The organism is Ekhidna sp. (assembly GCF_965227465.1).
Taxonomy (GTDB): domain Bacteria; phylum Bacteroidota; class Bacteroidia; order Cytophagales; family Cyclobacteriaceae; genus Ekhidna.
The window spans coordinates 2,705,321-2,727,416 of record NZ_OZ245746.1 but is presented as its reverse complement, the minus strand read 5'-3'; the positions used below and the strand labels follow the sequence as shown (position 1 = coordinate 2,727,416).

General features: G+C 38.5%; 23 protein-coding genes and 1 riboswitch. Of the genes, 13 read left to right on the top strand and 10 right to left on the bottom strand.

Annotated features, from left to right (window positions below; all coding sequences use genetic code 11):
* Positions 1–8: 8 nt before the first annotated feature.
* Positions 9–521, top strand: coding sequence for a DsrE/DsrF/DrsH-like family protein (locus tag ACO05G_RS11860; RefSeq protein ID WP_421762976.1), 513 nt, complete (start codon positions 9–11; stop codon positions 519–521).
* Between the two features lie 77 nt (positions 522–598).
* On the opposite strand, the gene ACO05G_RS11855 is transcribed toward ACO05G_RS11860, so the two are convergent.
* The 4 genes from ACO05G_RS11855 to ACO05G_RS11840 are packed head-to-tail and all read right to left on the bottom strand — an operon-like array spanning position 599 to position 3,641.
* A complete protein-coding gene (locus ACO05G_RS11855; RefSeq protein WP_421762975.1) occupies positions 599–1,510 on the bottom strand; it encodes a TolB family protein in 912 nt (303 codons plus the stop codon).
* A complete protein-coding gene (locus tag ACO05G_RS11850) occupies positions 1,488–1,982 on the bottom strand; it encodes a GNAT family N-acetyltransferase (RefSeq protein ID WP_421762974.1) in 495 nt (164 codons plus the stop codon). The genes ACO05G_RS11855 and ACO05G_RS11850 overlap by 23 nt, the downstream gene beginning before the upstream one ends.
* The gene (locus tag ACO05G_RS11845; RefSeq protein ID WP_421762973.1) at positions 1,933–3,066 is read right to left on the bottom strand and encodes an acyltransferase family protein; all 1,134 of its coding nucleotides are present in this window, start codon (positions 3,064–3,066) and stop codon (positions 1,933–1,935) included. Before ACO05G_RS11845 ends, ACO05G_RS11850 begins: the two co-directional genes overlap by 50 nt.
* Positions 3,066–3,641, bottom strand: a complete 576-nt coding sequence (locus ACO05G_RS11840) for an ankyrin repeat domain-containing protein (RefSeq protein ID WP_421762972.1) — start codon at positions 3,639–3,641, stop codon at positions 3,066–3,068. Before ACO05G_RS11840 ends, ACO05G_RS11845 begins: the two co-directional genes overlap by 1 nt.
* Positions 3,642–3,844: 203 nt before the next feature.
* Between ACO05G_RS11840 and ACO05G_RS11835 the strand changes: the two genes are divergently transcribed.
* Positions 3,845–5,893, top strand: coding sequence for a helix-turn-helix domain-containing protein (locus ACO05G_RS11835; RefSeq protein WP_421762971.1), 2,049 nt, complete (start codon positions 3,845–3,847; stop codon positions 5,891–5,893).
* A 10-nt stretch (positions 5,894–5,903) separates the two neighbouring features.
* Here ACO05G_RS11835 and ACO05G_RS11830 read toward each other — a convergent pair whose 3' ends face one another.
* From ACO05G_RS11830 to ACO05G_RS11820, 3 genes are all read right to left on the bottom strand, one after another.
* Positions 5,904–7,145 (bottom strand): sensor histidine kinase, encoded by a 1,242-nt coding sequence (locus ACO05G_RS11830; RefSeq protein ID WP_421762970.1) that lies wholly within the window; start codon positions 7,143–7,145, stop codon positions 5,904–5,906.
* A gap of 163 nt (positions 7,146–7,308) precedes the next feature.
* Positions 7,309–8,706 carry an OmpA family protein gene (locus ACO05G_RS11825; RefSeq protein ID WP_421762969.1) on the bottom strand — a complete coding sequence of 466 codons (1,398 nt, stop codon included), beginning with the start codon at positions 8,704–8,706 and terminating at the stop codon, positions 7,309–7,311.
* A gap of 7 nt (positions 8,707–8,713) precedes the next feature.
* Positions 8,714–9,808, bottom strand: coding sequence for an OmpA family protein (locus tag ACO05G_RS11820; protein ID WP_421762968.1), 1,095 nt, complete (start codon positions 9,806–9,808; stop codon positions 8,714–8,716).
* A gap of 208 nt (positions 9,809–10,016) precedes the next feature.
* On the opposite strand from ACO05G_RS11820, the gene ACO05G_RS11815 reads away from it, so the two are divergent.
* The 5 genes from ACO05G_RS11815 to ACO05G_RS11795 are packed head-to-tail and all read left to right on the top strand — an operon-like array spanning position 10,017 to position 13,065.
* Complete coding sequence (locus tag ACO05G_RS11815; RefSeq protein ID WP_421762967.1) at positions 10,017–10,499, top strand: Rab family GTPase; 483 nt, start codon at positions 10,017–10,019, stop codon at positions 10,497–10,499.
* A complete protein-coding gene (locus ACO05G_RS11810; RefSeq protein ID WP_421762966.1) occupies positions 10,496–11,260 on the top strand; it encodes a LytR/AlgR family response regulator transcription factor in 765 nt (254 codons plus the stop codon). The genes ACO05G_RS11815 and ACO05G_RS11810 overlap by 4 nt, the downstream gene beginning before the upstream one ends.
* A gap of 27 nt (positions 11,261–11,287) precedes the next feature.
* Positions 11,288–11,611 carry a hypothetical protein gene (locus ACO05G_RS11805; RefSeq protein ID WP_348283669.1) on the top strand — a complete coding sequence of 108 codons (324 nt, stop codon included), beginning with the start codon at positions 11,288–11,290 and terminating at the stop codon, positions 11,609–11,611.
* Positions 11,612–11,614: 3 nt separating this feature from the next.
* Positions 11,615–12,427: a hypothetical protein gene (locus ACO05G_RS11800; RefSeq protein ID WP_421762965.1), complete on the top strand. Its 813-nt coding sequence runs from the start codon at positions 11,615–11,617 to the stop codon at positions 12,425–12,427.
* A gap of 5 nt (positions 12,428–12,432) precedes the next feature.
* Positions 12,433–13,065 (top strand): peptidoglycan-binding domain-containing protein, encoded by a 633-nt coding sequence (locus ACO05G_RS11795; protein WP_421762964.1) that lies wholly within the window; start codon positions 12,433–12,435, stop codon positions 13,063–13,065.
* A 25-nt stretch (positions 13,066–13,090) separates the two neighbouring features.
* On the opposite strand, the gene ACO05G_RS11790 is transcribed toward ACO05G_RS11795, so the two are convergent.
* Positions 13,091–13,996: a Ppx/GppA phosphatase family protein gene (locus tag ACO05G_RS11790; protein ID WP_421762963.1), complete on the bottom strand. Its 906-nt coding sequence runs from the start codon at positions 13,994–13,996 to the stop codon at positions 13,091–13,093.
* 67 nt (positions 13,997–14,063) lie between these two features.
* Positions 14,064–14,175, top strand: a riboswitch (SAM riboswitch).
* A gap of 45 nt (positions 14,176–14,220) precedes the next feature.
* Between ACO05G_RS11790 and ACO05G_RS11785 the strand changes: the two genes are divergently transcribed.
* The 6 genes from ACO05G_RS11785 (at position 14,221) to ACO05G_RS11760 (ending at position 20,641) form a co-directional block, all read left to right on the top strand.
* Positions 14,221–15,237 carry a homocysteine S-methyltransferase family protein gene (locus tag ACO05G_RS11785; protein WP_421762962.1) on the top strand — a complete coding sequence of 339 codons (1,017 nt, stop codon included), beginning with the start codon at positions 14,221–14,223 and terminating at the stop codon, positions 15,235–15,237.
* Positions 15,238–15,239: 2 nt separating this feature from the next.
* A complete protein-coding gene (locus ACO05G_RS11780; protein ID WP_421762961.1) occupies positions 15,240–15,593 on the top strand; it encodes a four helix bundle protein in 354 nt (117 codons plus the stop codon).
* Positions 15,590–18,262 carry a methionine synthase gene (metH, locus tag ACO05G_RS11775; protein WP_421762960.1) on the top strand — a complete coding sequence of 891 codons (2,673 nt, stop codon included), beginning with the start codon at positions 15,590–15,592 and terminating at the stop codon, positions 18,260–18,262. Before ACO05G_RS11780 ends, metH begins: the two co-directional genes overlap by 4 nt.
* Positions 18,263–18,328: 66 nt before the next feature.
* Positions 18,329–19,282, top strand: coding sequence for a methylenetetrahydrofolate reductase [NAD(P)H] (gene metF / locus ACO05G_RS11770; protein WP_421762959.1), 954 nt, complete (start codon positions 18,329–18,331; stop codon positions 19,280–19,282).
* Between the two features lie 53 nt (positions 19,283–19,335).
* Positions 19,336–19,794, top strand: coding sequence for a hypothetical protein (locus ACO05G_RS11765; protein WP_421762958.1), 459 nt, complete (start codon positions 19,336–19,338; stop codon positions 19,792–19,794).
* A gap of 1 nt (position 19,795) precedes the next feature.
* Positions 19,796–20,641 carry a hydroxymethylglutaryl-CoA lyase gene (locus ACO05G_RS11760; RefSeq protein ID WP_421762957.1) on the top strand — a complete coding sequence of 282 codons (846 nt, stop codon included), beginning with the start codon at positions 19,796–19,798 and terminating at the stop codon, positions 20,639–20,641.
* Positions 20,642–20,651: 10 nt separating this feature from the next.
* Here the strand turns inward: ACO05G_RS11760 and dprA are convergent, their stop codons facing one another.
* Both dprA and ACO05G_RS11750 read right to left on the bottom strand, forming a co-directional pair.
* Complete coding sequence (gene dprA, locus ACO05G_RS11755) at positions 20,652–21,746, bottom strand: DNA-processing protein DprA (RefSeq protein WP_421762956.1); 1,095 nt, start codon at positions 21,744–21,746, stop codon at positions 20,652–20,654.
* Between the two features lie 2 nt (positions 21,747–21,748).
* Entirely contained in the window at positions 21,749–22,084 is a 336-nt protein-coding gene (locus ACO05G_RS11750) for a MerR family transcriptional regulator (RefSeq protein WP_421762955.1), read from the bottom strand.
* Between the last annotated feature and the right edge of the window lie 12 nt (positions 22,085–22,096).

Sequence of the window (22,096 nt, the reverse complement as noted above, 5' to 3'; positions counted from 1 at the left end):
TTACCAAAATGGAAACAATAGAAGCACCTGCAAAGGAAACAACAAAGAAAAAACGAGCATTGAAAAAATTGATGATTATCAATTCCAAAGCTACCGTAGACTCAGTTTATGCTGCATTGATACTAGCGAATGGAGCAAGAATGGAGGGGCTGGACTCAGAGATTTTTTGTACTTTTTTTGGATTGGAAATGCTACAGCCTAAGAAGATGGACAACCTACATGTAGCAACTGTGGGTAATCCCGGGATGCATATTCCTACGATGATCGGAGGGTTACCAGGTATGGAAACATTGGCAAGTGCCATGATGAAACGCGAAATGGATAAACTTGATATTCCTCCTGTAAGTGAGTTTTTAGAAATATACAAAGCCTCAGGAGGTAAAGTATTTGCCTGCAAGCTTGCCATGGACATGTTTCACCTTAAGAGGGAAGACCTTTGGGATGAGTTGGACGATGTACTGACTGTCGGTGATTTTTATGAACGTGGACAGGAAGAGGGATCACAGATCATCTTTATTTAATAGAGGAATAAAAGGGCTCTTTTTAAAGAGCCTTTTTTTAGTGTGCGGCGAACAAATAGTAAGCATTTATCTTTTGGTTAGTACGAATCATCAGTCATACTCATGAATGCTTTAGTGCTCACCCATTGCACACTCCACTCTTCTCCTCCTTTGGTAAAAAACAAAAAATCACCATCTGGACTAACATATGGATTTCCTTGTCCATTATCGTTAATCCTCGAAGGAAGTGGCCTTGGAGTGCCCCAATTATTATTGGCTTTTTTATTACTGATCATTAAATCCAGCTGCCCCTCAATACTTGCATAAATGAGATAATCGCCATTAGGGGATACATAGGGAGTACACCTCGGTGAGCCACTTTCAAATACTTTCTTTGCATTTTGAAACTTGCCATCTCTCAGTTTAGCAACGAATAAATCCATGTTGCTGTAGTCAGGATTACTTGAGTGGAAATAAAGATTCCCCTCTTGAGTAATTGTTGGATGAGACGTCAACTTCTCTCGAAGATTTGGAATATCAACGTATTCCGGTTGTTGCCACTTACCACGCATTAATTCTGACTTCCAGATATGCCAGGTATCCACTGCTCGCTCTGATTCTACAGGCCTTGTAGAGCTGAAATAGACTGTGTTTCCATCTGGTGAAAATGACATCCCATGATCATTATAATTGCTATTGAAAAATGCATTTTCTGACGCAGACCATTGACCATTTTCTTTATGGATCACTTTCACATCAAATTTAGCAAAGTTCTTGTCTGAAACGGTGAAGTAATACTCATCTAAATCATTGGAAAATATCCCCTTGTGAATCAAATATTTGTCACTTACCAGGCCAGGAAGAAAAGGTAAAGGAGATTCTGTTGGAACCTTTTCTACCAAGTATTTATCCCCGATACTTTTACTGTTTTTTCTATCGCAACTTAAAAAGAGTGCTAGAAAGATAGAACTAGCCCATAATCTTGATTTAAGCATATCTGTAAACCTCATGTGGGCCAAAATCTAATAATTCAATTGTTCCGTCATGCTTTGCCCCTAGTTTTTCGGCTAATTTTTTAGAGGGTTCATTATCTGAACTAATGTAACTGACCAAACTTCCAAGTTTTAATTTATCCAATGCAAAATTTCTCACAGCAATCCCAGCTTCAACCCCATACCCTTTTCCTTGAGAAGAGGGGAGCAACCAATAGCCTAATTCAGGTTCAGGCCATGGCTCAGAATTCCATAATCCTACCGTTCCAATGAGATTACCTGACGAACGTTCCTGAAGTGCAAGGTATGAATAACCATGCAGTTCATAATGACCAATATAAGTTGCCATTAAGCGCCAGGAATCCTCAACATTCTTTACTCCACCAACAAATCGTGCATCTTCTTCTTTGGAAAAGAATTTGGCTATCAAGGGGAAATCCTCATGTCTCCATTGTCTGAATTTCAATCTTTCTGTTTCTAGATTTATCATGCTGTTGTTCTGTTGCAGAAACATCAAAGCTATTATCGATTTGCTTCAACCCGAATAAGGGTCTCAAAATTTTTGCACGTCGGATTGCAAATTCATACGTAATAAAACTACCTGCAAATGTGAAAATGTTGAGAAGTACAAATTGGAAAATAACATGGATATCTGATTGAAAAAACAGCCATGATCCTAGGTAAATGAATACCATGTGAATGATATAAACAGGATATGCCGCCTGACTTAAATAGCTAAGTGCGTGACTGGGTTTATTTAAATGCTTATACCCAAAACCAAATATGGCCATGATCCAGTGGAAGGATTCGATCGCCATCAAATAGTTTGGCGTTCTCAGATCGAATATCAATAACCGTATGAAGTACATTACTACAGCTATAGTAAGTAGTACCCATCTGCGCTTTGTCACTTCTTCCCAAAACCCTGAACCACTGTAGACACACAGAAAACCGGTTAGGAATGCGATAAGGCCAAGAAAAAATCCATGGGTAGTCATGGCGTAGACTTCAAATTCTGAAGGTGATACGATCTCAGCCTCCAGAATGAACGGAATCATCAGGATCAATAGTCCCAAGGAATTGTTGGTGAACCTCTTAATCATTTGGTGTACCCGACCACCCTGATTCTTTTTCAGAAAAAAGAAGATAGGGGATAGGACAAGGACGTAAATGAAAATATTACCTAAAAACCACAGATGCGAGGGGTTAAAAATGTACCTGAGTTTCTGATGATAATAATCCTGCCAGATAAAAACGTGAATAGGAATAATAACCGTCATTCCAAACAAGAATGGCAACAGAATTCGCTTAGACCGTTCGGTCAATAATTGTTTCCAGTTCCTGCGTTGAATTGCAAACCATACACCCATTCCTGATACGAAAAACAAGAGTGGGATTCTCCAAATATTGAGCATAGACATTGGAATCCACACCGACTCCATGGGATCGTTCGTCTGGATAAATCCAATAAGAACGCCCCAAGGTTGAAAGGCAATGGCGATGTGGTAGATCAATAATAATCCGATCGCGATCACTCTTAGCCAATCAATATCATATCTTCTTTCGGCTAACATTACTGGCTGTTTTTAATCATTTCAACGATAACAGGTCGTGTTTCCTGAACCTGTTGATAGTCTAGTTTCAAACCCAAAGGACCCAGGTCTCTGCTGATTTGATCATAAAAAGGCTTTACATCTTCAAATGGCGCAGAAATAGATTCCAACGCGGTAGATCCATAGTTGTTCCGCGCAGTTTTATCTGCCCCCTTATTCAAAAGCATCGCCACTATGTCTTTTCTGCAGAAAAAAGCTGCTGAGTGTAATGGAGTAGAGCCATCTGCGCTTTTGATATTGATATCAGCTCCGCCTTCAATTAATGCTCTGGCAACTTCAGGTTTATTGAAAATTGTCGCAATTGCTAGCGGCGAAGATCCGTAAGCATCTTTTTCATTGAGATCGGATTTTGCATCTACATGAGCTTTGATAGCTTCTATGTTTCCCATAAATGCTGCTTCATGAATATTGGTAAGAGAAGTCTTTTGTTTGGAATCATTTTGACCTTTAGAATTACAGGCACTGAACGAAAATACTAGAACTAATAGTAAAGCCAGATAGCTTGATTTAATTGTTTTCACTTTTGATAGTTTCATTGTTTTACTTTTAAGTTTTTGATAATACAAAGGTCTAAATCGTTGCTGCGGTAGAGTTATTAGCTATGAATTGATTATTGTCAACTATGAATTATCTCTTGTAACTATGAATTAACAGTATAAACTATGATGCAAAAGTCCTCACTCTTGTTGCTGAAGGGGTTTAATTTGACGATCATTGGCACTACTTAATCACAATGTTTATGGCCGATTTCCTGAATCCTCAGAATGATTTCCTTCAAAAGGTCATAGCGATTATTGAGGAAAATTTAGCGGATGAGCACTTTGAAGTTCCTGACTTGGCTCAGCAAATGAGCATGAGTCGGTCCAATTTACTGAGAAAGGTGAAAAACCTATCAGGTCTGTCCGTCAGTGTTTTCATCAGACAGGTGAGACTTCATCATGCCAAAGAATTGCTTAAAGGAGACTCGCATACTGTTTCAGAGGTTTCATATAAAGTAGGCTTCAACAGCACATCATACTTTACCAAATGCTTTCGTGAAACATTTGGTTATACACCTGGAGAAGAAAAGAGTCAGTCTGAAAAAAAACCAGTAATTGATCAGGCAAAAAGGCGATATAAAGTATTTTTTTTAGCAATCATGAGTTTTTTGGTGGTGATTGTATGCGTGATTTTATTGACTCGCGAATCAAAGGATTATGTTGAGCTGGACAAGTCCATTGCAGTATTGCCATTTAAGAATGACAGTGATGATTCATCCAATGTGTACATCATCAACGGGCTAATGGAAACCATTCTGGATAATCTACAAAAGATCGAAGATCTGGATGTGACCAGTCGGACTACTGTAGAAAAATATCGAGGAGCAGTAAAAACAATCCCGGAATTGTCCAAGGAACTGGGTGTGAGCTATTTCGTAGAAGGAAGTGGTCAAAAGATTGGAAATCAGATCCTGCTCACCATTCAGCTGATTGATGCAAAAAATGATCGCCATATTTGGTCACAACAATATGAACGTGAGGTTACTGATATATTCAAACTTCAGCAGGAAGTGGCTAAAAACATCGCAGGCAAAATACAAGCAATCATAACGCCCGAAGAGCAGAGGCGCATTGAAAAGATTCCAACAGATAACCTAGTTGCATATGATTATTACCTGAAAGGTCTTGACTTGACGAATAATGCGGAATCATCGGAAGAATTAATGGAAGCGCTACCGTACTTCAAAGAAGCGATAGCCGAAGATGAGAAATTTGCATTGGCATATGCTTACAGTGCGATATGCTACTATTACCTGGATATTTTTCAGGCCAATAAGCAGTATGGGGCAGAGATAAACACCTATGCTGACAAAGCACTGCTTTACGATGAAGAACAGCCTGAGAGTCTAATTGCTAAAGCGCTTTTTTACTGGCAGGATAATCAGTACGAGCTTGCGGTTAAATACTTTGAAAAAGTGCTCACTTTCAGTCCTAACTCGGGATGGGTGCACAATAAGTTATCCGATATTTATGCTGATTATATTCCTAATACTCAGCTTTATTTGAAGCATGCTTTACAAGGGATTCGAGTAGCTATTTCAGATCAGGATTCAACAGAAGCTAGCTATACGTATTTGCATTTGGGTAATGCGCTGGTTGAAAACGGATTTATACGAGAGGCAGAAAAGTATGTACTACGGTCTCTGGATTATAATCCGGATAATCTGTTTTCCGAATATGTATTGACCTATATCAAGCTGGCACAAAACTTCGATCTGAATCGTGCAAAAAATGAGCTTTTAGAGACCCTGGTAAAAGATACTATGCGTGTAGATATCATTCAGGAAATAGCCAAAGTATGCTATACCATGGAAGATTATGATGAAGCATGGGTCTACTATGAAAAATTCCTGAAGATCAAGAACACCTTTAATTTGGACATTTATGCTAGCGAGGATATTAAAATAGCCTTTACACTTGATCAATTGGGACGCTATGCAGAAGCCGAGAGATTTTATGAAGATTATTTACTTTATGCTCAGAACGATCCCACCATTTATAAGAATCTTAGTTTAAGTGCATACTATGCTGCTAAAGGGGATGTAGAAAAAGGAATGGAATACCTTAAAGCCTTTACAAAAGAAAGTGACTATTTCTACTGGTTAATCTTATTTTTAGATAAGGACCCAATTATCTTGAAACTTTCGGATCATCCTGATTTTGGGCAAACCCTGGGTTTAATTAATGAGAATTTTTGGGGGCAGCATCATGAGACAAGAAAAATGCTTGAGGAGGAAGGGGTATTCTAGATTAATAAGCCTAATTTTTTTCTTTTGAAAGATTCAGCGTTTCAATCTGATCCGCAAGACTAAATTTTATTCCTCTTTTTTCGAGTGTTTTCTTGGTTATTGATATCTCCTTAGTCAATTGATTGTTTCCATTCTCTCCTAAGATCCAATAAATGTTTTTTAGCGATGGATCAATGGCAGGCAATATGTTTTTCTTTACCCAGTGTTGAAATTCTATTGGAATTTTTGGGGCATTTGAAAAATCAAATAGCCATGAGGATGGCAAATACTCAGACTGAATAGCAATAGAGTGACTGTAAGCATCTTTAAAATCTCCGAAAGTGAAGTCTTCTTTCCATTTTAAAGAATAAATACTTAATTGCTTGTTGTAGAAAATAATTGCAGAATTATTCTCAAAAAGCACCTTATTGCTGTCTTTTGCCTTCTTTTTAAAATATAAAATAAATTCAGTCCCAATCCCTGATTCGCTTTTAACTTCGATTTTTCCGCCTAAGGATTCAATTTGCATTTTGGTGAGATAAAGCCCCATTCCTTTTCCATCTATTTCAGGATGAAATCTATTGTATAGCTTAAAGATTTTATCTCCATTTTTTTTCAAATCTATTCCAAGCCCATTATCCTTTATACGAATGATTACATGATCTACCGTTTCTTCGCTTTCGATTTTTATGACCAAATCCCGATGGGATGATCGATACTTTACTGCATTATTTAAAACATTGTAGAGTATGTTGTTAAATACCGGCCGAACAGAAAAAAGAGATCCGGCATTGGATAAATCTGCTTCCAATTCAAAATCACTTGTTTGCAAATTTGAAGTCAATATTTTCTTTATTTTTTCAACTTCAGGTTCTATCAATACTTTAACATTTGTATGAAAAAGCTGATCTCTGATGTTCGTGATTTCATTCATATCCCGTAAGAGTAAATCGAGATGGTCAATGACTATCCCCATTTTCTCAGAGATCTCGTATTCATCATTTTGAATTTGAAAAAGGGAATACAATCCCTTAAGTGCGGCAACTGGCGACCTTAGATTGTGTGAGACGAAGAAAGAAAACTCTCTCATTTCACTTATGTGTTTATCCAGTTCAATATTGGTGTTTTTTAGCTGGTTATTAGCTTCAGTCAGCTTTTCAGTAAGGTGCAGCTTTTCAGTTTTTAACTGACTATTTTCATCATTAAGTTTCTTTATGACTCTGCGTAATTCTGTAATCTCAGAATAATCAATGTTGGTTAAAGAAGTGTTCATGGCGAGGGTAATTATTAGACATCAAACATAGATCTGACATAATTGTAATTTTCGGATATTCGGTAAACAAACAATTGATCCAGTCAAACAACATTTCATAAAAAAGCCCGCCCCAAAAGGGGCAGGCTTAGACTCGCTTTTATAATTAGTCACCAACGATTGGTCATTTAAAAACTATCTCAAATTCTACACGTCTATTTTTAGCTCTTCCTTCTCTGGTGTTATTGTCAGCAACCGGGTTCGCTATACCATACCCTTCTGCTGTAATTCTAGAAGCATCAATGCCATTATCAATAAGATACTTTTCAGCAGCATGAGCCCTTTTTTGTGATAGGACTAAGTTTGCTTGTTCATTACCGGTATTGTCAGTGTAGCCTGATATTTTCAGGTTGAAGGTTAGATTACCTTTCAATACTTTAACCACCTTATCAAGCTTAGCATTTGAAGAGCCAAGTAACACATCACTCCCTGATTTAAATTGCACTCCTTCAAGAGCCTCTCTTAATACCTCTCTGACCTCATCATTGATTTCAGGGCATCCATTGTTAGAGGTAGGTCCTGCAGTCTCTGGACAATCGTCTTCTTTATCGATTACACCGTCACTGTCCGTGTCTTTCTCCGGACAGCCACTATTTGCACGCAATCCCTTTACTTGAGGGCATCTATCATCTTTGTCCGCTACTCCGTCTCCATCCGAGTCAGGGCATCCGTTCATGTTTGATATACCAGCCACATCAGGACAGGCATCATCTCTGTCAATAATCCCATCTCCATCAGAATCAGGGCAGCCATTGTTTTCCTTGCTACCGGCTTCATTAGGACAAGAATCTTGAGTGTCAACAATTCCATCTCCATCAGAATCTGGACAGCCCATGAACTGAGCTACTCCAGCGATTCGAGGACAGTTGTCTTCCTTGTCTGCAACACCATCTTTATCACTATCCGGACATCCATTAGTTGCCATTCCTCCTGCTTGAGATGGACACTTATCAAGTTTATCAATCACACCATCTCTATCAGAATCTTTCTTTCCTCCAGGTGTAAACACTAGACCAAGACTAGTTGTGAGATAATCAAATGCTTCATCTTTAGGTGTTATTTTATACCTGGATTGAATCTGAAAATCTACATTATTGGACAATTCATACCTTAAGCCTGCACCTACAGGTATTACCCCCAGGTTTTTATCTATATCTGTATCACTATTGTGTAGTAATCCAAATCCAGCTGTCAGATAAGGTTTGAGTTTAGCGTCTTCACTCATTATGAGCCCGTTATTCAACTTGTATTCTAAAGCCAGGTCATAGTCCTGAGTATTTATCTCAAAATTTTCACCATCTAGCTTAAAGAAATGAAGATTCCCAGCCAGGTTAAAAGACTTACTTAAGTAGTACTTGACACCAGTCTCTACACCTAACGATGCTTCATTTAGTTTGAATAGTTTGCCTTCAAAATGATTAAGAGTAAGTCCTAATGGGAAAGCAATTCTGTTGTCAGCACTCTGACCTACAACCAGGTAGCAGGATGCTAGAAGAACGATTATTGAAAGTAATTTTCTCATTTCTGTTTTAAAAAACTTTGAATTCAGTTCTTCTATTAGCTGCATGTTTAGAATCAGAACACTGAACTCCATCCACACACTCATTGAGTGGTTTGGTTTCGCCATATCCCACAGCTAGTAATCTTTCTTTATCGATTCCTTTGCTTATCAGGTATTCTACAACTGACTTTGCTCTTCTTTCTGACAGACTTTGATTAGCTTCTGCGGAACCGCGTGCATCCGTATGTGATCCAATTTCTACGATAGAATTTGGTTCTTCCTGCATGCGAGTCAAAAGTTTTGTGTCAATGATTCTTAAAGAAGATCTGGTTAACTCAGCACTACCAACTTCATAGTTTATTGGAAGCACGGTACCATTAGAAGGAATTGTACAAGGGACTTCTCTCCATACCGTAAGACCTCCTTGCTTTACCAAAACCCTTTTTGTCACGTCAGTGTAAATTGCATCTACGGTGACTTCTCTTGTTGTTTCATCTTTGACAAGCACGGTTTTAACAATTTCTTTTGTTTCAGCAGGTATTACTTCAGTTCTGTAAGTTGGCTCCTTTACGATTTCCTCTCTCGCAACTACCTGGTATTTACCTTCAACTTTTTTGGACGAAGTAGTCTGGTCTTTCACTTTTTTCTTAATAGAAACATCTCTTGTAACTGCTGGAATTTCTACAAAGTGAAGAACTCTACAGTCATCAGGGTCTATTGATGGACAGTCAGGATCTTTTTCTCCTGCAACCCACCTTCCTGTTTTCGACTTGATTTCTACAGTCTGAACATCGTTAGAAAATTCCTCAGGAACAACAGATAATTTATTGTATGGATCCTTAATCCAAATCGTGTCATATACTGTTTTGTATTCTGCAGGCTCAAGGATGTACTTTTTTGTCTCAGGCTTAATGACGACAGTTTCTGTTACTTCCTTATATTCTGCTGGGATCACTTCTAAAGTAGTATATGCTGGTTTTAGCATTACTCTTTCAGTTTCCTCCTTGTATTCATCCGGAGCTACACATTTTGCATAGCATTTACCTGGTTCTGGATTCTCCGGTAGGCCATCTTGTCCCTTGGACACATAAGCAAGTACCATAAATGATACTGCTAAAGCCATCTGTTTGGTGATTTTAATCATAACTTTTTAGGACAAACATTGCCATTCAAACTATCAACCATTGAAAATTTTCGGTGAACGCCCGTATTTCCCATCTAAACAGCAATCATTTAAAGGTTGTAAGCCATCTTATGATAGGGTGTTGTAGAATTATTGAATAGATTTATCTTTCAGAACCTAACCAAACATGTTTTTAATCTAATCTAAGGTGGAAGTATCCAAAAAAATAATCGTTGTTGGTCATTTCGGTGTGGGTAAAACATCACTGATCAAGCAATTTGTGTATGAGAAATTCTCCGATCAGTATCTGACCACTATAGGGGTTAAGATTGATAAAAAACTAGTGGAGATTGAGGGAGCTAAGCTTAATTTAATCTTGTGGGATATAGCAGGCGAACAAAGTGTTTCTAAGATCCCTAAAAATTATTTCATGGGAGCACACGGAATGATCTATGTTTTTGATCTTACCAGAGAAGAAACATATCAAAATATAGAAGATGAAATTTTCTCAATAGCAAAGGAAAACAGTCAAATGGAGTCTGTCGTGCTTGGCAATAAGTCTGACCTTGTTTCAAAAGAGTTTATCGAAGAAGTTCAGGGAGAAATTCCTATAAAGTTTAAGATTACCAGCGCAATGACAGGGGAGAATGTAGAAGAAGCATTCATCTCATTAGCCAAGAGTATATTATGAATTTAAAAGAATTAAAGTGTGAGCCATTTGTATCGAAAGCACAAGCTATAGTTTTCGGCAGAGATGGCTTGGTTCTTGAATCAGACAATACCCTTTTTAAAATGAAAAAAGGGAATGATAATGTGTTTTCAACAATATATTTCTTTCAGGGAATGGAGGAAATTGTTTTTGCTTTGGAAGATTCAGATGAGTTAAAATTCAATTGTATCTCAATTGATTTATTAGGACATGATTCTCATTTCGATTTTCGAGTAAAAAAGATATCTACTGATACCTTTTGCTTAAGTGTTTATGATTTTTCTGAACAATATGAGCGGGTTTTTGAACTTCAACAAGAGAGAAACTTGCGAGATATTTCTTCAAAAAAACTGGAAAGAGAAAATCGAAGAATCCAAGAAGAAAACGAGGTAATAAATAGACTTTATAAGCAAATGTCCCAATCAGGGACCTCAGAATTTGTACTGTTAAAATCTGATAATCTTTTAGTCAATGTTGATTTTAAGAATATAAACTATTTTGAGGCTTATGGCGATTATGTGAAAGTGTACACCGATGCAAAAATGTATATCATTCATAATCGGATGAAAAATATAGAGGAAGAATTACCTCCGGGCATGTTTGTACGAATTCACAGATCCTTCATCGTCCAAATAAATAAAATTAAAAATATTGAACAGATGAGTATTGATATTGCTGATCGGATATTGCCAATAGGGAGACAGCATAAAGCCCAACTCCTGAATCAAATAAAACAGTTGTAGATTATTAACTCACAATCTCTATTTAATATGAGCGAAAAAGATAATATGAGTAAACAGGAACAGGATAAGCTTGAAGCTGTAAGGGATTTACTGTTTGGCCAAAATGTAAAAGAGTACAGAGGTGAAATAAGTGAATTAAAACAATTTATTAGTAAGAATAGAGATGAAATTGAGTCATCAATTTCCAACCTCGAAAGCAAGTATTCCAAAAAATTAGACGATCTGGATAAGGTGCTCAAGGATCGTTTCAAAACCATTGAAAAAAACATGGAAGTCATGTCCGAATCTAAAATGGACAGAGGGCAATTGGCTAAGTTTTTAAGAGATCTGGCAAATCAGATAGAATCCTAATAGATGGGCAAAAAAGGTGATTTATCGATTCTAAAAGACCTTCTTTTTGAAGAAGAGAAGAAGAAATATGAAGAGCTAAGTCATGACCTTTCTGAAGTAAACGATAAAATAGATCGATCCCTTAGTAATAGGGTTGTGCCTGATCATGAAGTGAATCAAATAATGGGTAAGATGATGCAGGTAATGCCTGATAAACTTGGTCCTACCATAACGCAAACACTTAAGGTTCAGATAAAAGAATCCAGAGACGATGTAGTTCAGGCACTTTTTCCAATCATTGGACAGATGATTAAAAAGTATGTTGCGCAAGAGATAGAGGTTTTATCCGAAAAGATTGACAAACAGGTTGAGTCCCTGTTGTCATTTGAAAATCTTATTTTAAGGATCAAAGCATCATTCTTGGGTAAAAGCTATGCAGAGCTTTTAATACAAAAAGCCAGCGAGGCTGAGATACAAGAAATATTTATCATTGAAGAAAACTCGGGAATACTCCTGGCCAGTTATTCAAGGAACAAATCTTTTGATCAGGATATGATAGCTGGCATGCTCACCGCCATCAAATCATTTGCAAATGATTCTTTTTCCAAAGGGAATCAGAGTCTGGAGAATATTACTTATCAGTCACTGTCCATCAACATTCAGTCTTTTGAGAAATTTTACGTAGCAACAGCTGTCTCCGGAGTAATGACTAAAGAGTTCCAATCGAAGCTCAACGACATAATATTGAATTTCATTAAAGATATAGCCAGCAAATACTCTGAGCTTGATGAAGCCAAACTTGCGAAAAAAATTGAATTCCATTTTCGAAAAATCTAATCCCTATGAAAAAGATACTTTTTGTGATCTTGATAATCACCTTACCACTTATAGCATACTTTCAGTATAAAGACTACAAAAGGTTTAATCCTCCAACTAGTTATGAGTATATAATTAATGATGGTGTGGATGTGAATTACCATGATCAATTAGTGGTAGACGAATATTTTACAAAATCATTAGAGATTGGATCATTCGCACGAATGGTTTGGAATAATCATTCGATAGATGTGAGATTTCCTGATCAAAACTCGGAGTTGGCTATGAATTCAGCTGCGAACTATAATAGACTTATCTCAAGAGTAAAGCAATTAGAAGCCATTCTTTTAAATTCAACCAGCCTTAAAGAAGAAAACTTTTCAAACGAGGATATAAAGCTGATTGAAAGTGGAATGCCAGTCTCTTTGGTTAAATCAAATAGTGATGAAGTTGAAATTATAGCTCTTACTTTAGGTGATCAAAACCGATATGTTTGGGAACTCCAGAAACGTTTAATAGCCAAAGGCTATGACCACCAACTTGATGGGCTATTCGGCACGGATACTCAAACAGCTCTCATTAGTTATCAAAGAGATAATGGGTTTTATCCATCTGGAAGAATGAATGAACAAGTTTTCAGGAGCCTTTTCCTAGACTAAAATCCATTATTGATAAAAAAATCAATCAATTCTTCACAAATACTTTGTCGCTCTCCGGATGCTTTGTTTGATACAGATGATAATTGATACCATCTTTCAGGCCTACATCAGGGACAATGATTTTCTTTGCTTTGGCCGCCTTCATCACTGCAACATATATATCTGAGGCAGGAATAATAACGTCAGCCCGGTCCGGGTTAAGCTGAAGTTTGTTTAATCGATCTTCTAATGTGAGGTTCTTAAGCACGTCTTGAGTCTTTGTAAGTGTTTCGAGACTCATTTTTCTTGATTTAGGACTTGATCCGGAAAGCTCAAAAAGCTTATTGATGTTACCTCCTGTACCTACCGCTTCAATTTTTTGACCTTTTTTAAAGGCATACTTGCCCACCCATTCCCTCATTTCCTGCCAGGCTTCCGGTGTATCCCTACCTTCAAGTGTTCTAACGGAACCTATTTTAAAGGAATGTGAATAGACTTTTTCGTGATTTTCGTAGATATTCAGCTCAGTACTGCCGCCACCTACATCGATATGGATATAATGTGCATTGTCCAACCCTTGCAAAATGACTTTGTTGATCATTTCGGCTTCCTCATCACCAGAAATGATTTTTATATCTATCCCTAATTCCTGGTAAACACGATCTACAATTTCTCTTCCGTTTTCAGACTCTCGCATAGCAGAAGTAGCACATCCAAAATATCCATCTATCTCATACAAATCGATTAGATTTTTGTAAGCAGTCATAAGCTTGAAGAAACGCTCCTCATTATACTCGCTGATTCTACCTTCAGAGAATACATCATGACCTAGCCGAAGAGGGAACCGGACGTATTCGAGCTTCTTAAAAGTGATTACTTTTTCGTATTCCAATACCCTTGTTATTTGCAAACGAACCGCATTGGAACCAATATCTATGGCTGCTAATTTCATGTGGGGTAAAAATAGGAAAGAACCTACAGATCACTTGTGTACTATCGACCGATGCGTATATTTGCTCTACTTATCAAGAAAGACCGAGGGAATGGGCCCTGAGACGTCTTAGCAACCTGATCATCAGTGTGTGATTTTCGGTGCTACTTCCCAGCCTGTAGCAACAGGAAAGATGAGCGAATCCATTCGGAACTTTCTCTGGTAAGTAAGCTTTAAGCCAGAGAATGAAGAAACTAACAGAACTTTTACATAATAAAATCTTAGTGCTTGATGGAGCTATGGGCACGATGATCCAGCGTCATAAGCTGGAAGAGGAGGATTTCAGGAACAAAGAATTGAAGAATCACCCAAAGTCTCTTAAAGGGAATAATGATCTCCTCTCCATCACACGCCCTGACATTATCAAAGAAATTCATGCTGAATACTTTGAGGCAGGAGCCGATATTGCTGAAACAAACACGTTCTCAAGTACGTCCATTGCACAAGCAGATTATGGCTTAGAAGAATTGGTTTATGAATTGAATTATCAATCAGCCAAAATAGCCAAAGAAGTTGCAGAGGAGTTCACAGTCAGAGAGTCAGATAAGCCACGTTTTGTGGCCGGATCAATGGGCCCAACCAATCGAACAGCCTCTCTTTCACCTGATGTAAATGATCCTGGTTTCCGTGCCATTTCTTTTGAGGAATTAAGAATTGCTTATAAGCAACAGGCGGAAGCGTTGCTCGACGGGGGTGTAGATATGTTACTTGTTGAGACTGTTTTTGATACGCTTAATGCAAAGGCTGCATTATTTGCCATTGATGAAGTTAAAGAAGAACGCAACATTGATGTTCCGGTCATGATCTCTGGAACAATTACGGATGCTTCCGGCCGGACCCTTTCCGGACAAACCACCGAAGCTTTCTTGATTTCTATTGCCCATGTTGACTTATTAAGTGTAGGGCTGAATTGTGCATTGGGAGCCTCACAGCTAAGACCCTATCTCAAGATTTTAGCTGATAAATCTAATTTTTTTGTAAGCGCACATCCAAACGCAGGCCTTCCAAATGAATTTGGACAGTATGATGAGACACCCGAACTAATGGCTGAGCAAATCAAAGAATTTCTGGATGAAGGATTGGTGAATATTATCGGAGGTTGTTGTGGTACGACTCCAGAGCATGTTGCAGCGATAGCCAAGCTTGCGCAAGGCTACAGTCCACGGCAATTAGTCCATAGTCAACAGATAATCAGTGAATAGTTATGGCATTTAAGTTTGAGAAATTACAAGTCTGGCAAAGAGCTTTGGAGCTTACGGTTGAAATTGACAAGCTCATAAAAAAAATTCCGTCTGAAGAAAAGTACGCACTTGCCTCGCAAATAAAACGAGCTGCAGATTCAATTGTACTTAATATCGCTGAAGGCTCGACTGGTCAAACCAATAAAGAATTCTCTCGATTTCTAGGTATTGCTTTAAGATCAGGTATTGAAGTGGTGGCATGTCTTCACTTAGGAAAAAAGAGAGAAATAATTAATATGACTGATTTCAATGTACTTTATAACGAGCTAGAAGAGATAATTAAAATGATTCAGGGACTTAGAAATAGTTTAAAGTGAACCAATCTATCGACTATAATCTATCGACTAAAAGACTGGTTCTATCAGGTCTCGAACCCCTAATTGTAACCGAAAACACGAATTTTGTCAACGTAGGTGAGCGCACTAATGTAACCGGCTCCAAGCGTTTTGCGAGACTCATTGCTGAAGATAAGTACGATGAAGCACTAGAAGTGGCTTTAGATCAGGTACGCAGTGGGGCGCAAATCCTGGATGTGAACATGGATGAAGGAATGCTGGATGGAAAGAAGGCAATGGTCAAGTTCCTCCATTTAATTGCTTCTGAGCCAGAGATTGCACGCATCCCGATTATGATTGACTCTTCCAAGTGGGAAATCATTGAAGCGGGCTTGCAATGTGTGCAAGGAAAAGGAGTTGTGAATTCCATCAGTTTGAAGGGTGGGGAGGAGGAGTTCATTGAACAAGCCAGAAAAGTAAAGCGATATGGTGCTGCGGTGATTGTGATGGCTTTTGATGAAAAAGGCCAGGCTGACAGCTACGAACGTAGAATTGAAATTTGTGAAAGATGCTATCGCATACTGGTTGATCAGGTGAAGTTTTCACCTCAGGACATCATTTTTGATCCAAACATATTTCCGGTAGCAACCGGCATTGAAGAGCATAATAACAATGCACTTGATTTCTTTCGGTCGACTAAATGGATAAAGGAAAATCTACACGAAGCTAAAGTCAGTGGGGGTGTGAGCAACGTTTCGTTTTCATTTCGGGGAAATAATGTGGTTAGAGAAGCAATGCATTCGGCTTTCCTATATCACGGAATAAAGGCGGGTATGGACATGGGAATTGTCAATGCCGGAATGATTGAAGTATATGATGAGATTCCAAAAGACTTATTGGAGCATGTGGAAGATGTACTTCTCAATCGTAGAAATGATGCAACTGAGAGGCTTCTTGAATTTGCTGAAAATGTAAAAGGAGAAGGAAAAAAGAAAGTTGAAGATCTGGAATGGAGAAAAGGATCTATTGAAGAGCGTTTATCTCATGCGTTGATTAAGGGAATTGTTGATTTTATTGAAGACGATACTGAGGAGGCACGACAGAAATATCAAAGTCCACTAAAGGTGATAGAAGGCCCTCTGATGGATGGAATGAACATCGTAGGAGATCTATTCGGGAGTGGCAAAATGTTTCTTCCGCAAGTGGTGAAGAGCGCCAGAGTGATGAAGAAGTCCGTCGCATACCTAACTCCTTATCTGGAAGAAGAAAAAGCTTCGGGCAATACAAAAGGCAAGATTCTTTTAGCTACTGTAAAGGGAGATGTTCACGACATTGGAAAGAACATAGTAGGGGTTGTCATGGCTTGCAATAACTTCGAGATTGAGGATATGGGTGTGATGGTACCGGCCGATAAAATATTAGATCATGCAGAAGAAATAGGAGCTGATATCATCGGCTTAAGTGGTTTGATTACTCCTTCTCTGGATGAAATGGTGACGGTTGCGGAGGAGATGAGCAGAAGAAAAATGACAACTCCTTTATTGATAGGCGGAGCTACTACTTCACGCATTCATACAGCAGTGAAAATTGTCCCTAAATACAATCAGACGGTCGTTCATGTGCTTGATGCCTCCAAAAGTGTTGGGGTTTCAACAAAACTATTAAGCGATAAATCAGCTGAATTTAGCAAATTAATTAGGTCAGAATATGATACGCTAGCTGCAGATCATGCTTCCAAAACAGAGATAAAAAATTATATTCCTTACATTCAAGCAAAGGAAAACGCGATCTCCATAGATTGGTCAGATCACTCCGTTTACAAACCCTATAAAGAAGGAATTACCATTTTCGAAGACTACAACTTGGCAGAAATCAGAAAATATATTGATTGGACGCCATTCTTTTCAACGTGGATGCTGAAAGGCAAGTATCCTCAGATTTTTGAAAATCCAACCGTAGGGGAGGAAGCCAAAAAACTTTTTGATGATGCACAAGAAATGCTTGATGAAATTATTGCAAATGCATCCTTAAGAGCAAATGCTGTAGTTGGATTGTTTGAGGTTCAAAGAAATGGTGATGATGTTGAAATCTTATCTCAAGAGCAAACGTCGAAATTCCATTTTCTCAGACAGCAGGGAAAGAAAGCAAAAGGAGTCCCTAATCTTTCATTGGTTGATTTCTTAAATCCGATTGATAATGATTTTATGGGTGGGTTTGCCGTAACTGCTGGTATTGGTATTGAGGCATTGATTGAAAAATTCAAAGCAGAGCATGATGATTATAAAGAAATTATGGTCAAAGCACTTGCTGATCGATTAGCAGAGGCTTTTGCAGAATTGATGCATGAAAAAGTAAGAAAAGATCTATGGGGATATGCTAATGATGAAAAGTGGTCGAATAGTGACTTGATCAAAGAAAAATATCAAGGCATCAGGCCGGCTCCCGGTTACCCCGCTTGTCCTGATCACACAGAAAAAAGAATCCTGTTTGATTTGCTAAAAGTAGAGGATCATACGGGCATGGAGCTTACTGAATCTTTCGCGATGTACCCGGCTTCATCCGTAAGTGGATTCTATTTTTCTCATCCTGAATCTAAATATTTCGGACTTGGAAAAATCAGCAAAGATCAGGTTGAAGATTATGCTAAGCGAAAACAAATGAAAATAGCTGAAGTTGAAAAGTGGCTGGCGCCTAACCTAAATTATAAATAGAATTCCCCCTTTGAAGGGGGGAGGGATGGCTCCTGACGATTGACAGGGGGATGTAAAAAAACTAATATGAAAGTTGTAGATCACATAAAAAAATCTGACAGAACACTATTTTCTTTGGAAATCATACCTCCCAAAAAAGGGGACAGTATCAAAAATCTGTTTGATCAGATAGATCCTTTAATGGAATTTAAGCCGCCTTTCATTGATGTGACTTACCATAGAGAGGAATATGTGTATAAGGAAAGAGAAAACGGCCTTTTGGAAAAAAGAAGCATCAAGAAAAGACCAGGAACTGTGGGGATATGTGCAGCAATCCAGAACCACTACCACATAGATGCTATTCCCCATATCATCTGTGGGGGGTTTTCCAGAGAAGAAACTGAGAATGCGTTGATTGACCTGAATTTTTTGGGGATTGATAACGTACTGGCCTTACGGGGCGATAGCATCAAATCTGAAAGAGAATTTAAGCCTGAACCTGATGGCAATGCGTATGCCTCCGACCTGGTGCAACAGATTTCAGGGATGAATAAAGGTGAGTACATAGATGAGGAATTGCAAAATGCGATTCCCAGCAATTTTTGTATTGGAGTAGCCGGATATCCGGAAAAGCACTTTGAGGCCCCTAATATGAACTTTGACTTGAAATGGTTGAAGAAGAAGGTGGAATTAGGGGCAGAATATATCGTTACTCAGATGTTTTTTGACAACAAGGCATACTTCAAGTTTGTAGATGAGTGTCGTGCAATAGGAATAAACGTTCCGATCATTCCGGGGATTAAGCCGGTTGCTATCAAAAAGCATTTAACGGTATTGCCTAATATTTTTAAAATTGACCTACCGGATGAACTGGAGCAGGAAATCACTAAATGTAAGGACAATTCAGAGGTAAAAGAGCTAGGAATTGAGTGGGGTATTCAGCAATGTCGGGAATTGGTCGATGCAGGAGTCCCGGTATTACATTTCTACAGCATGGGTAAGTCAGACGCAATTCACCGAATAGCCAGAGAGTTTTTCTAATTTTTTTGGCACGATTTGGGAAGTGGTTAACTTCAAGTCTTAATTCTAATACTATGAAAAAAACACTTTTCCTTTTTGTATGCGTCCTATTTACATATTCGCTTTCTTATTCTCAAATGCCAACAACAACACCACTAAAAGATGGTGATGTTGATAAATTCATTAAAACATATGAGCCTTTGGTTGCAGATTTAGAAGCGTTGGGTGAGTCATTTGATAATATAGAAGATTATAATATGATTCAAGCGTTTGCTGCGAATGAAAAAATAAAATCAGTTTTTGAAAAGCACGGTTGGGATGAAGGTTGGACAGGAAAGTGGATTACCATATCCATCGCATACGGATTAGTGAAAATGGAGCAGGAAATCGCAAAAATGCCAGCCGAGCAAAGGGCACAAGTCCAGCAATATATGGCTACTTCTTCAACTCAAATGAAAACGATGGTGACAGATGATGATGTTGAGAAAGTTAAGAGTAAGATGGATGAGCTAAACAAAATATTTGACAAGTAATATGAAGATCATCGAATGTCCACGTGACGCCATGCAGGGCTTGCATGATTTTATTCCAACAGAAACTAAAGTCAACTACATCAATCAGCTTTTAAAAGTGGGGTTCGACACCATTGATTTCGGAAGCTTTGTTTCACCAAAAGCAATACCGCAAATGCGCGATACCGCGGAGGTTTTAGCAGGACTTAACCTTTCTGAGACTACATCAAAACTGCTTGCGATTGTTGCTAATATTCGGGGAGCAAATGATGCATGCCAGTTCGATGAGATTAACTATTTAGGATATCCACTTTCCTTATCGGAAACCTTTCAGCAGAGAAATACCAATCGGTCAGTAAACGATGCATTTAATGATCTGGCAGAGATGCAAGAACTCTGCGAGGACCATGAAAAAGTATTGGTTGTCTATCTTTCTATGGGGTTCGGAAATCCCTATGGAGATCCGTACGAAATGGATTATGTGGGCGAATTTGTAGATCGCTTAGATAAAATGGAGGTGCAGGTTATTTCCCTGGCAGATACCATTGGAGTTTCAGCTCCTGAAAATATATCTACCCTTTTTGAGACGTTAATTCCTAAATTTCCTCATATAGAATTCGGAGCTCACTTACATTCAACACCGACTACCATTTCAGAAAAAGTTGCAGCAGCGTATGAATCAGGATGCCGACGAATGGATGGAGCGCTCAAAGGGTATGGAGGGTGCCCGATGGCCAAAGATGATCTGACTGGAAATATGGCAACAGAAAAGATGTTAGCCTATTTTAATGCTGCCAATGTGGAAACCGGATTAGACATGACTGAATTTAAAGCAGCCATGAATATGACTCCCTCAATTTTTGGCTGAATCCAGAGGCTTAAACCAAACCAAACTTTTTGCCAGGCATACTCTTCACTAGGTTCTTGAATTCAAGACTAAGCAGGTGTGAAGCAACCTGATTGATAGGTATCTGACTTTTCGCGGAGATTAAGTCAATCTCAATTGGGGATCTATTTTCGCTTAATAATTCAAAAATTATTTGCTCCTGTTCACTTAGCTCAGGGATGATTTTTGGTTTATCATCTTCCAGATTCACATCCCAGTTAAGGTGGTAGATTAAATCTTCTACTCCGGTATAAATAAGTGCTCGTTGGGTCGCAATGAGTTTATTAGTGCCCTCAGAAAAGGTATGTCCCACATCACCAGGAACAGCAAAAACCAATCTGTTATATGAGTCTGCAATATTTGCTGTAATGAGAGCGCCCCCCCTTTCCGCAGCTTCTACCACTATGGTTGCATCTGTCATCCCGGCAATGATTCGATTCCTGACAGGAAAAAGGTGAGGGTCAGGCTTAGTTCCCGGGATACTTTCAGTGATGATAGCTCCATGCTCCTGTATTTCTTCTGCATATTTTTTATGGACTGAAGGATAAATTCGATCTAACCCACCTGCAAGAATAGCACAAGTAGGAATGTTGTTTTTGAGACAGGCTTTGTGTGATTGAATATCTATCCCGTAGGCAAGACCACTGATAATTGTGACACCCAGAACAGATAAGTCTGATACAATTTTATCTGTAATGTTTTTCCCGTAGGAGGTTGCTTTCCTCGTGCCAACTATGGCAATGGATTTTTTGGGATTGAGATCACCATGCCCCTTCTTATAGATGATGCTTGGGGCGTCCGGTATTTGCTTTAATCGCTTTGGGAAGAGTGGGTTTGAATAGTGAAGAATTTCTGCCCCGATTTTTTCGGAAGAAAAAACGATAGATTCAGCTTCTTTAAAAGGGCTGGCTTCTTTGACCGCCTTTGCCATTTTCTCACCAACTCCAGGGATTTTTAGCAACTTACTTTTTGGAGCTCTGAAAACCTCAGTGGCAGAACCACAATAACTTAAAAGTTGCTTTGTTCCTTTATTACCAACTCCTGGAATCAGCTCCAGCGCAATCTGGAAAACCAACTCCTCCGACATTGTTACAATTCTTGCTTAAGCTCGGTAAGAAATTTTCTAATCTTTTTTAAAGATTCAATCATCTCCATTTTGTCAGATGCCGTATCTCCACCATTGGAAATAAAATCTCTGGCCCCTTGAAGGGTATAGCCTTTTTCTTTTACCAGGTGGTAAATAAGCTTAACATTTTGAAGATCGTCTTTGGTAAACTGGCGATTACCTTTTCTATTCTTCTTTGGCTTGATGTTATCAAACTCACCTTCCCAAAAACGGATAAGAGAAGTAGCTACACCCAATTCGTCGGCCACTTCGCCGATGGTGTAATACTTTTTTTCAATTTCCTTTTCCTTGTAGGGCACTGTAGGTTGAGT

Bases quoted from the DNA above. Each gene is read 5' to 3' on its own strand.
- ACO05G_RS11765 (WP_421762958.1), top strand. From the start codon at position 19,336: ATGAAAAAAACACTTTTCCTTTTTGTATGCGTCCTATTTACATATTCG.
- ACO05G_RS11820 (WP_421762968.1), bottom strand. From the start codon at position 9,808: ATGGCTTTAGCAGTATCATTTATGGTACTTGCTTATGTGTCCAAGGGA.
- ACO05G_RS11855 (WP_421762975.1), bottom strand. From the start codon at position 1,510: ATGAGGTTTACAGATATGCTTAAATCAAGATTATGGGCTAGTTCTATC.
- metF (WP_421762959.1), top strand. From the start codon at position 18,329: ATGAAAGTTGTAGATCACATAAAAAAATCTGACAGAACACTATTTTCT.
- ACO05G_RS11805 (WP_348283669.1), top strand. From the start codon at position 11,288: ATGAGCGAAAAAGATAATATGAGTAAACAGGAACAGGATAAGCTTGAA.
- ACO05G_RS11785 (WP_421762962.1), top strand. From the start codon at position 14,221: ATGAAGAAACTAACAGAACTTTTACATAATAAAATCTTAGTGCTTGAT.
- ACO05G_RS11840 (WP_421762972.1), bottom strand. From the start codon at position 3,641: ATGAAACTATCAAAAGTGAAAACAATTAAATCAAGCTATCTGGCTTTA.
- ACO05G_RS11825 (WP_421762969.1), bottom strand. From the start codon at position 8,706: ATGAGAAAATTACTTTCAATAATCGTTCTTCTAGCATCCTGCTACCTG.
- ACO05G_RS11790 (WP_421762963.1), bottom strand. From the start codon at position 13,996: ATGAAATTAGCAGCCATAGATATTGGTTCCAATGCGGTTCGTTTGCAA.
- ACO05G_RS11795 (WP_421762964.1), top strand. From the start codon at position 12,433: ATGAAAAAGATACTTTTTGTGATCTTGATAATCACCTTACCACTTATA.
- ACO05G_RS11800 (WP_421762965.1), top strand. From the start codon at position 11,615: ATGGGCAAAAAAGGTGATTTATCGATTCTAAAAGACCTTCTTTTTGAA.
- dprA (WP_421762956.1), bottom strand. From the start codon at position 21,746: ATGTCGGAGGAGTTGGTTTTCCAGATTGCGCTGGAGCTGATTCCAGGA.
- ACO05G_RS11810 (WP_421762966.1), top strand. From the start codon at position 10,496: ATGAATTTAAAAGAATTAAAGTGTGAGCCATTTGTATCGAAAGCACAA.
- ACO05G_RS11845 (WP_421762973.1), bottom strand. From the start codon at position 3,066: ATGTTAGCCGAAAGAAGATATGATATTGATTGGCTAAGAGTGATCGCG.
- ACO05G_RS11860 (WP_421762976.1), top strand. From the start codon at position 9: ATGGAAACAATAGAAGCACCTGCAAAGGAAACAACAAAGAAAAAACGA.
- ACO05G_RS11760 (WP_421762957.1), top strand. From the start codon at position 19,796: ATGAAGATCATCGAATGTCCACGTGACGCCATGCAGGGCTTGCATGAT.
- ACO05G_RS11830 (WP_421762970.1), bottom strand. From the start codon at position 7,145: ATGAACACTTCTTTAACCAACATTGATTATTCTGAGATTACAGAATTA.
- ACO05G_RS11850 (WP_421762974.1), bottom strand. From the start codon at position 1,982: ATGATAAATCTAGAAACAGAAAGATTGAAATTCAGACAATGGAGACAT.
- ACO05G_RS11780 (WP_421762961.1), top strand. From the start codon at position 15,240: ATGGCATTTAAGTTTGAGAAATTACAAGTCTGGCAAAGAGCTTTGGAG.
- ACO05G_RS11835 (WP_421762971.1), top strand. From the start codon at position 3,845: ATGGCCGATTTCCTGAATCCTCAGAATGATTTCCTTCAAAAGGTCATA.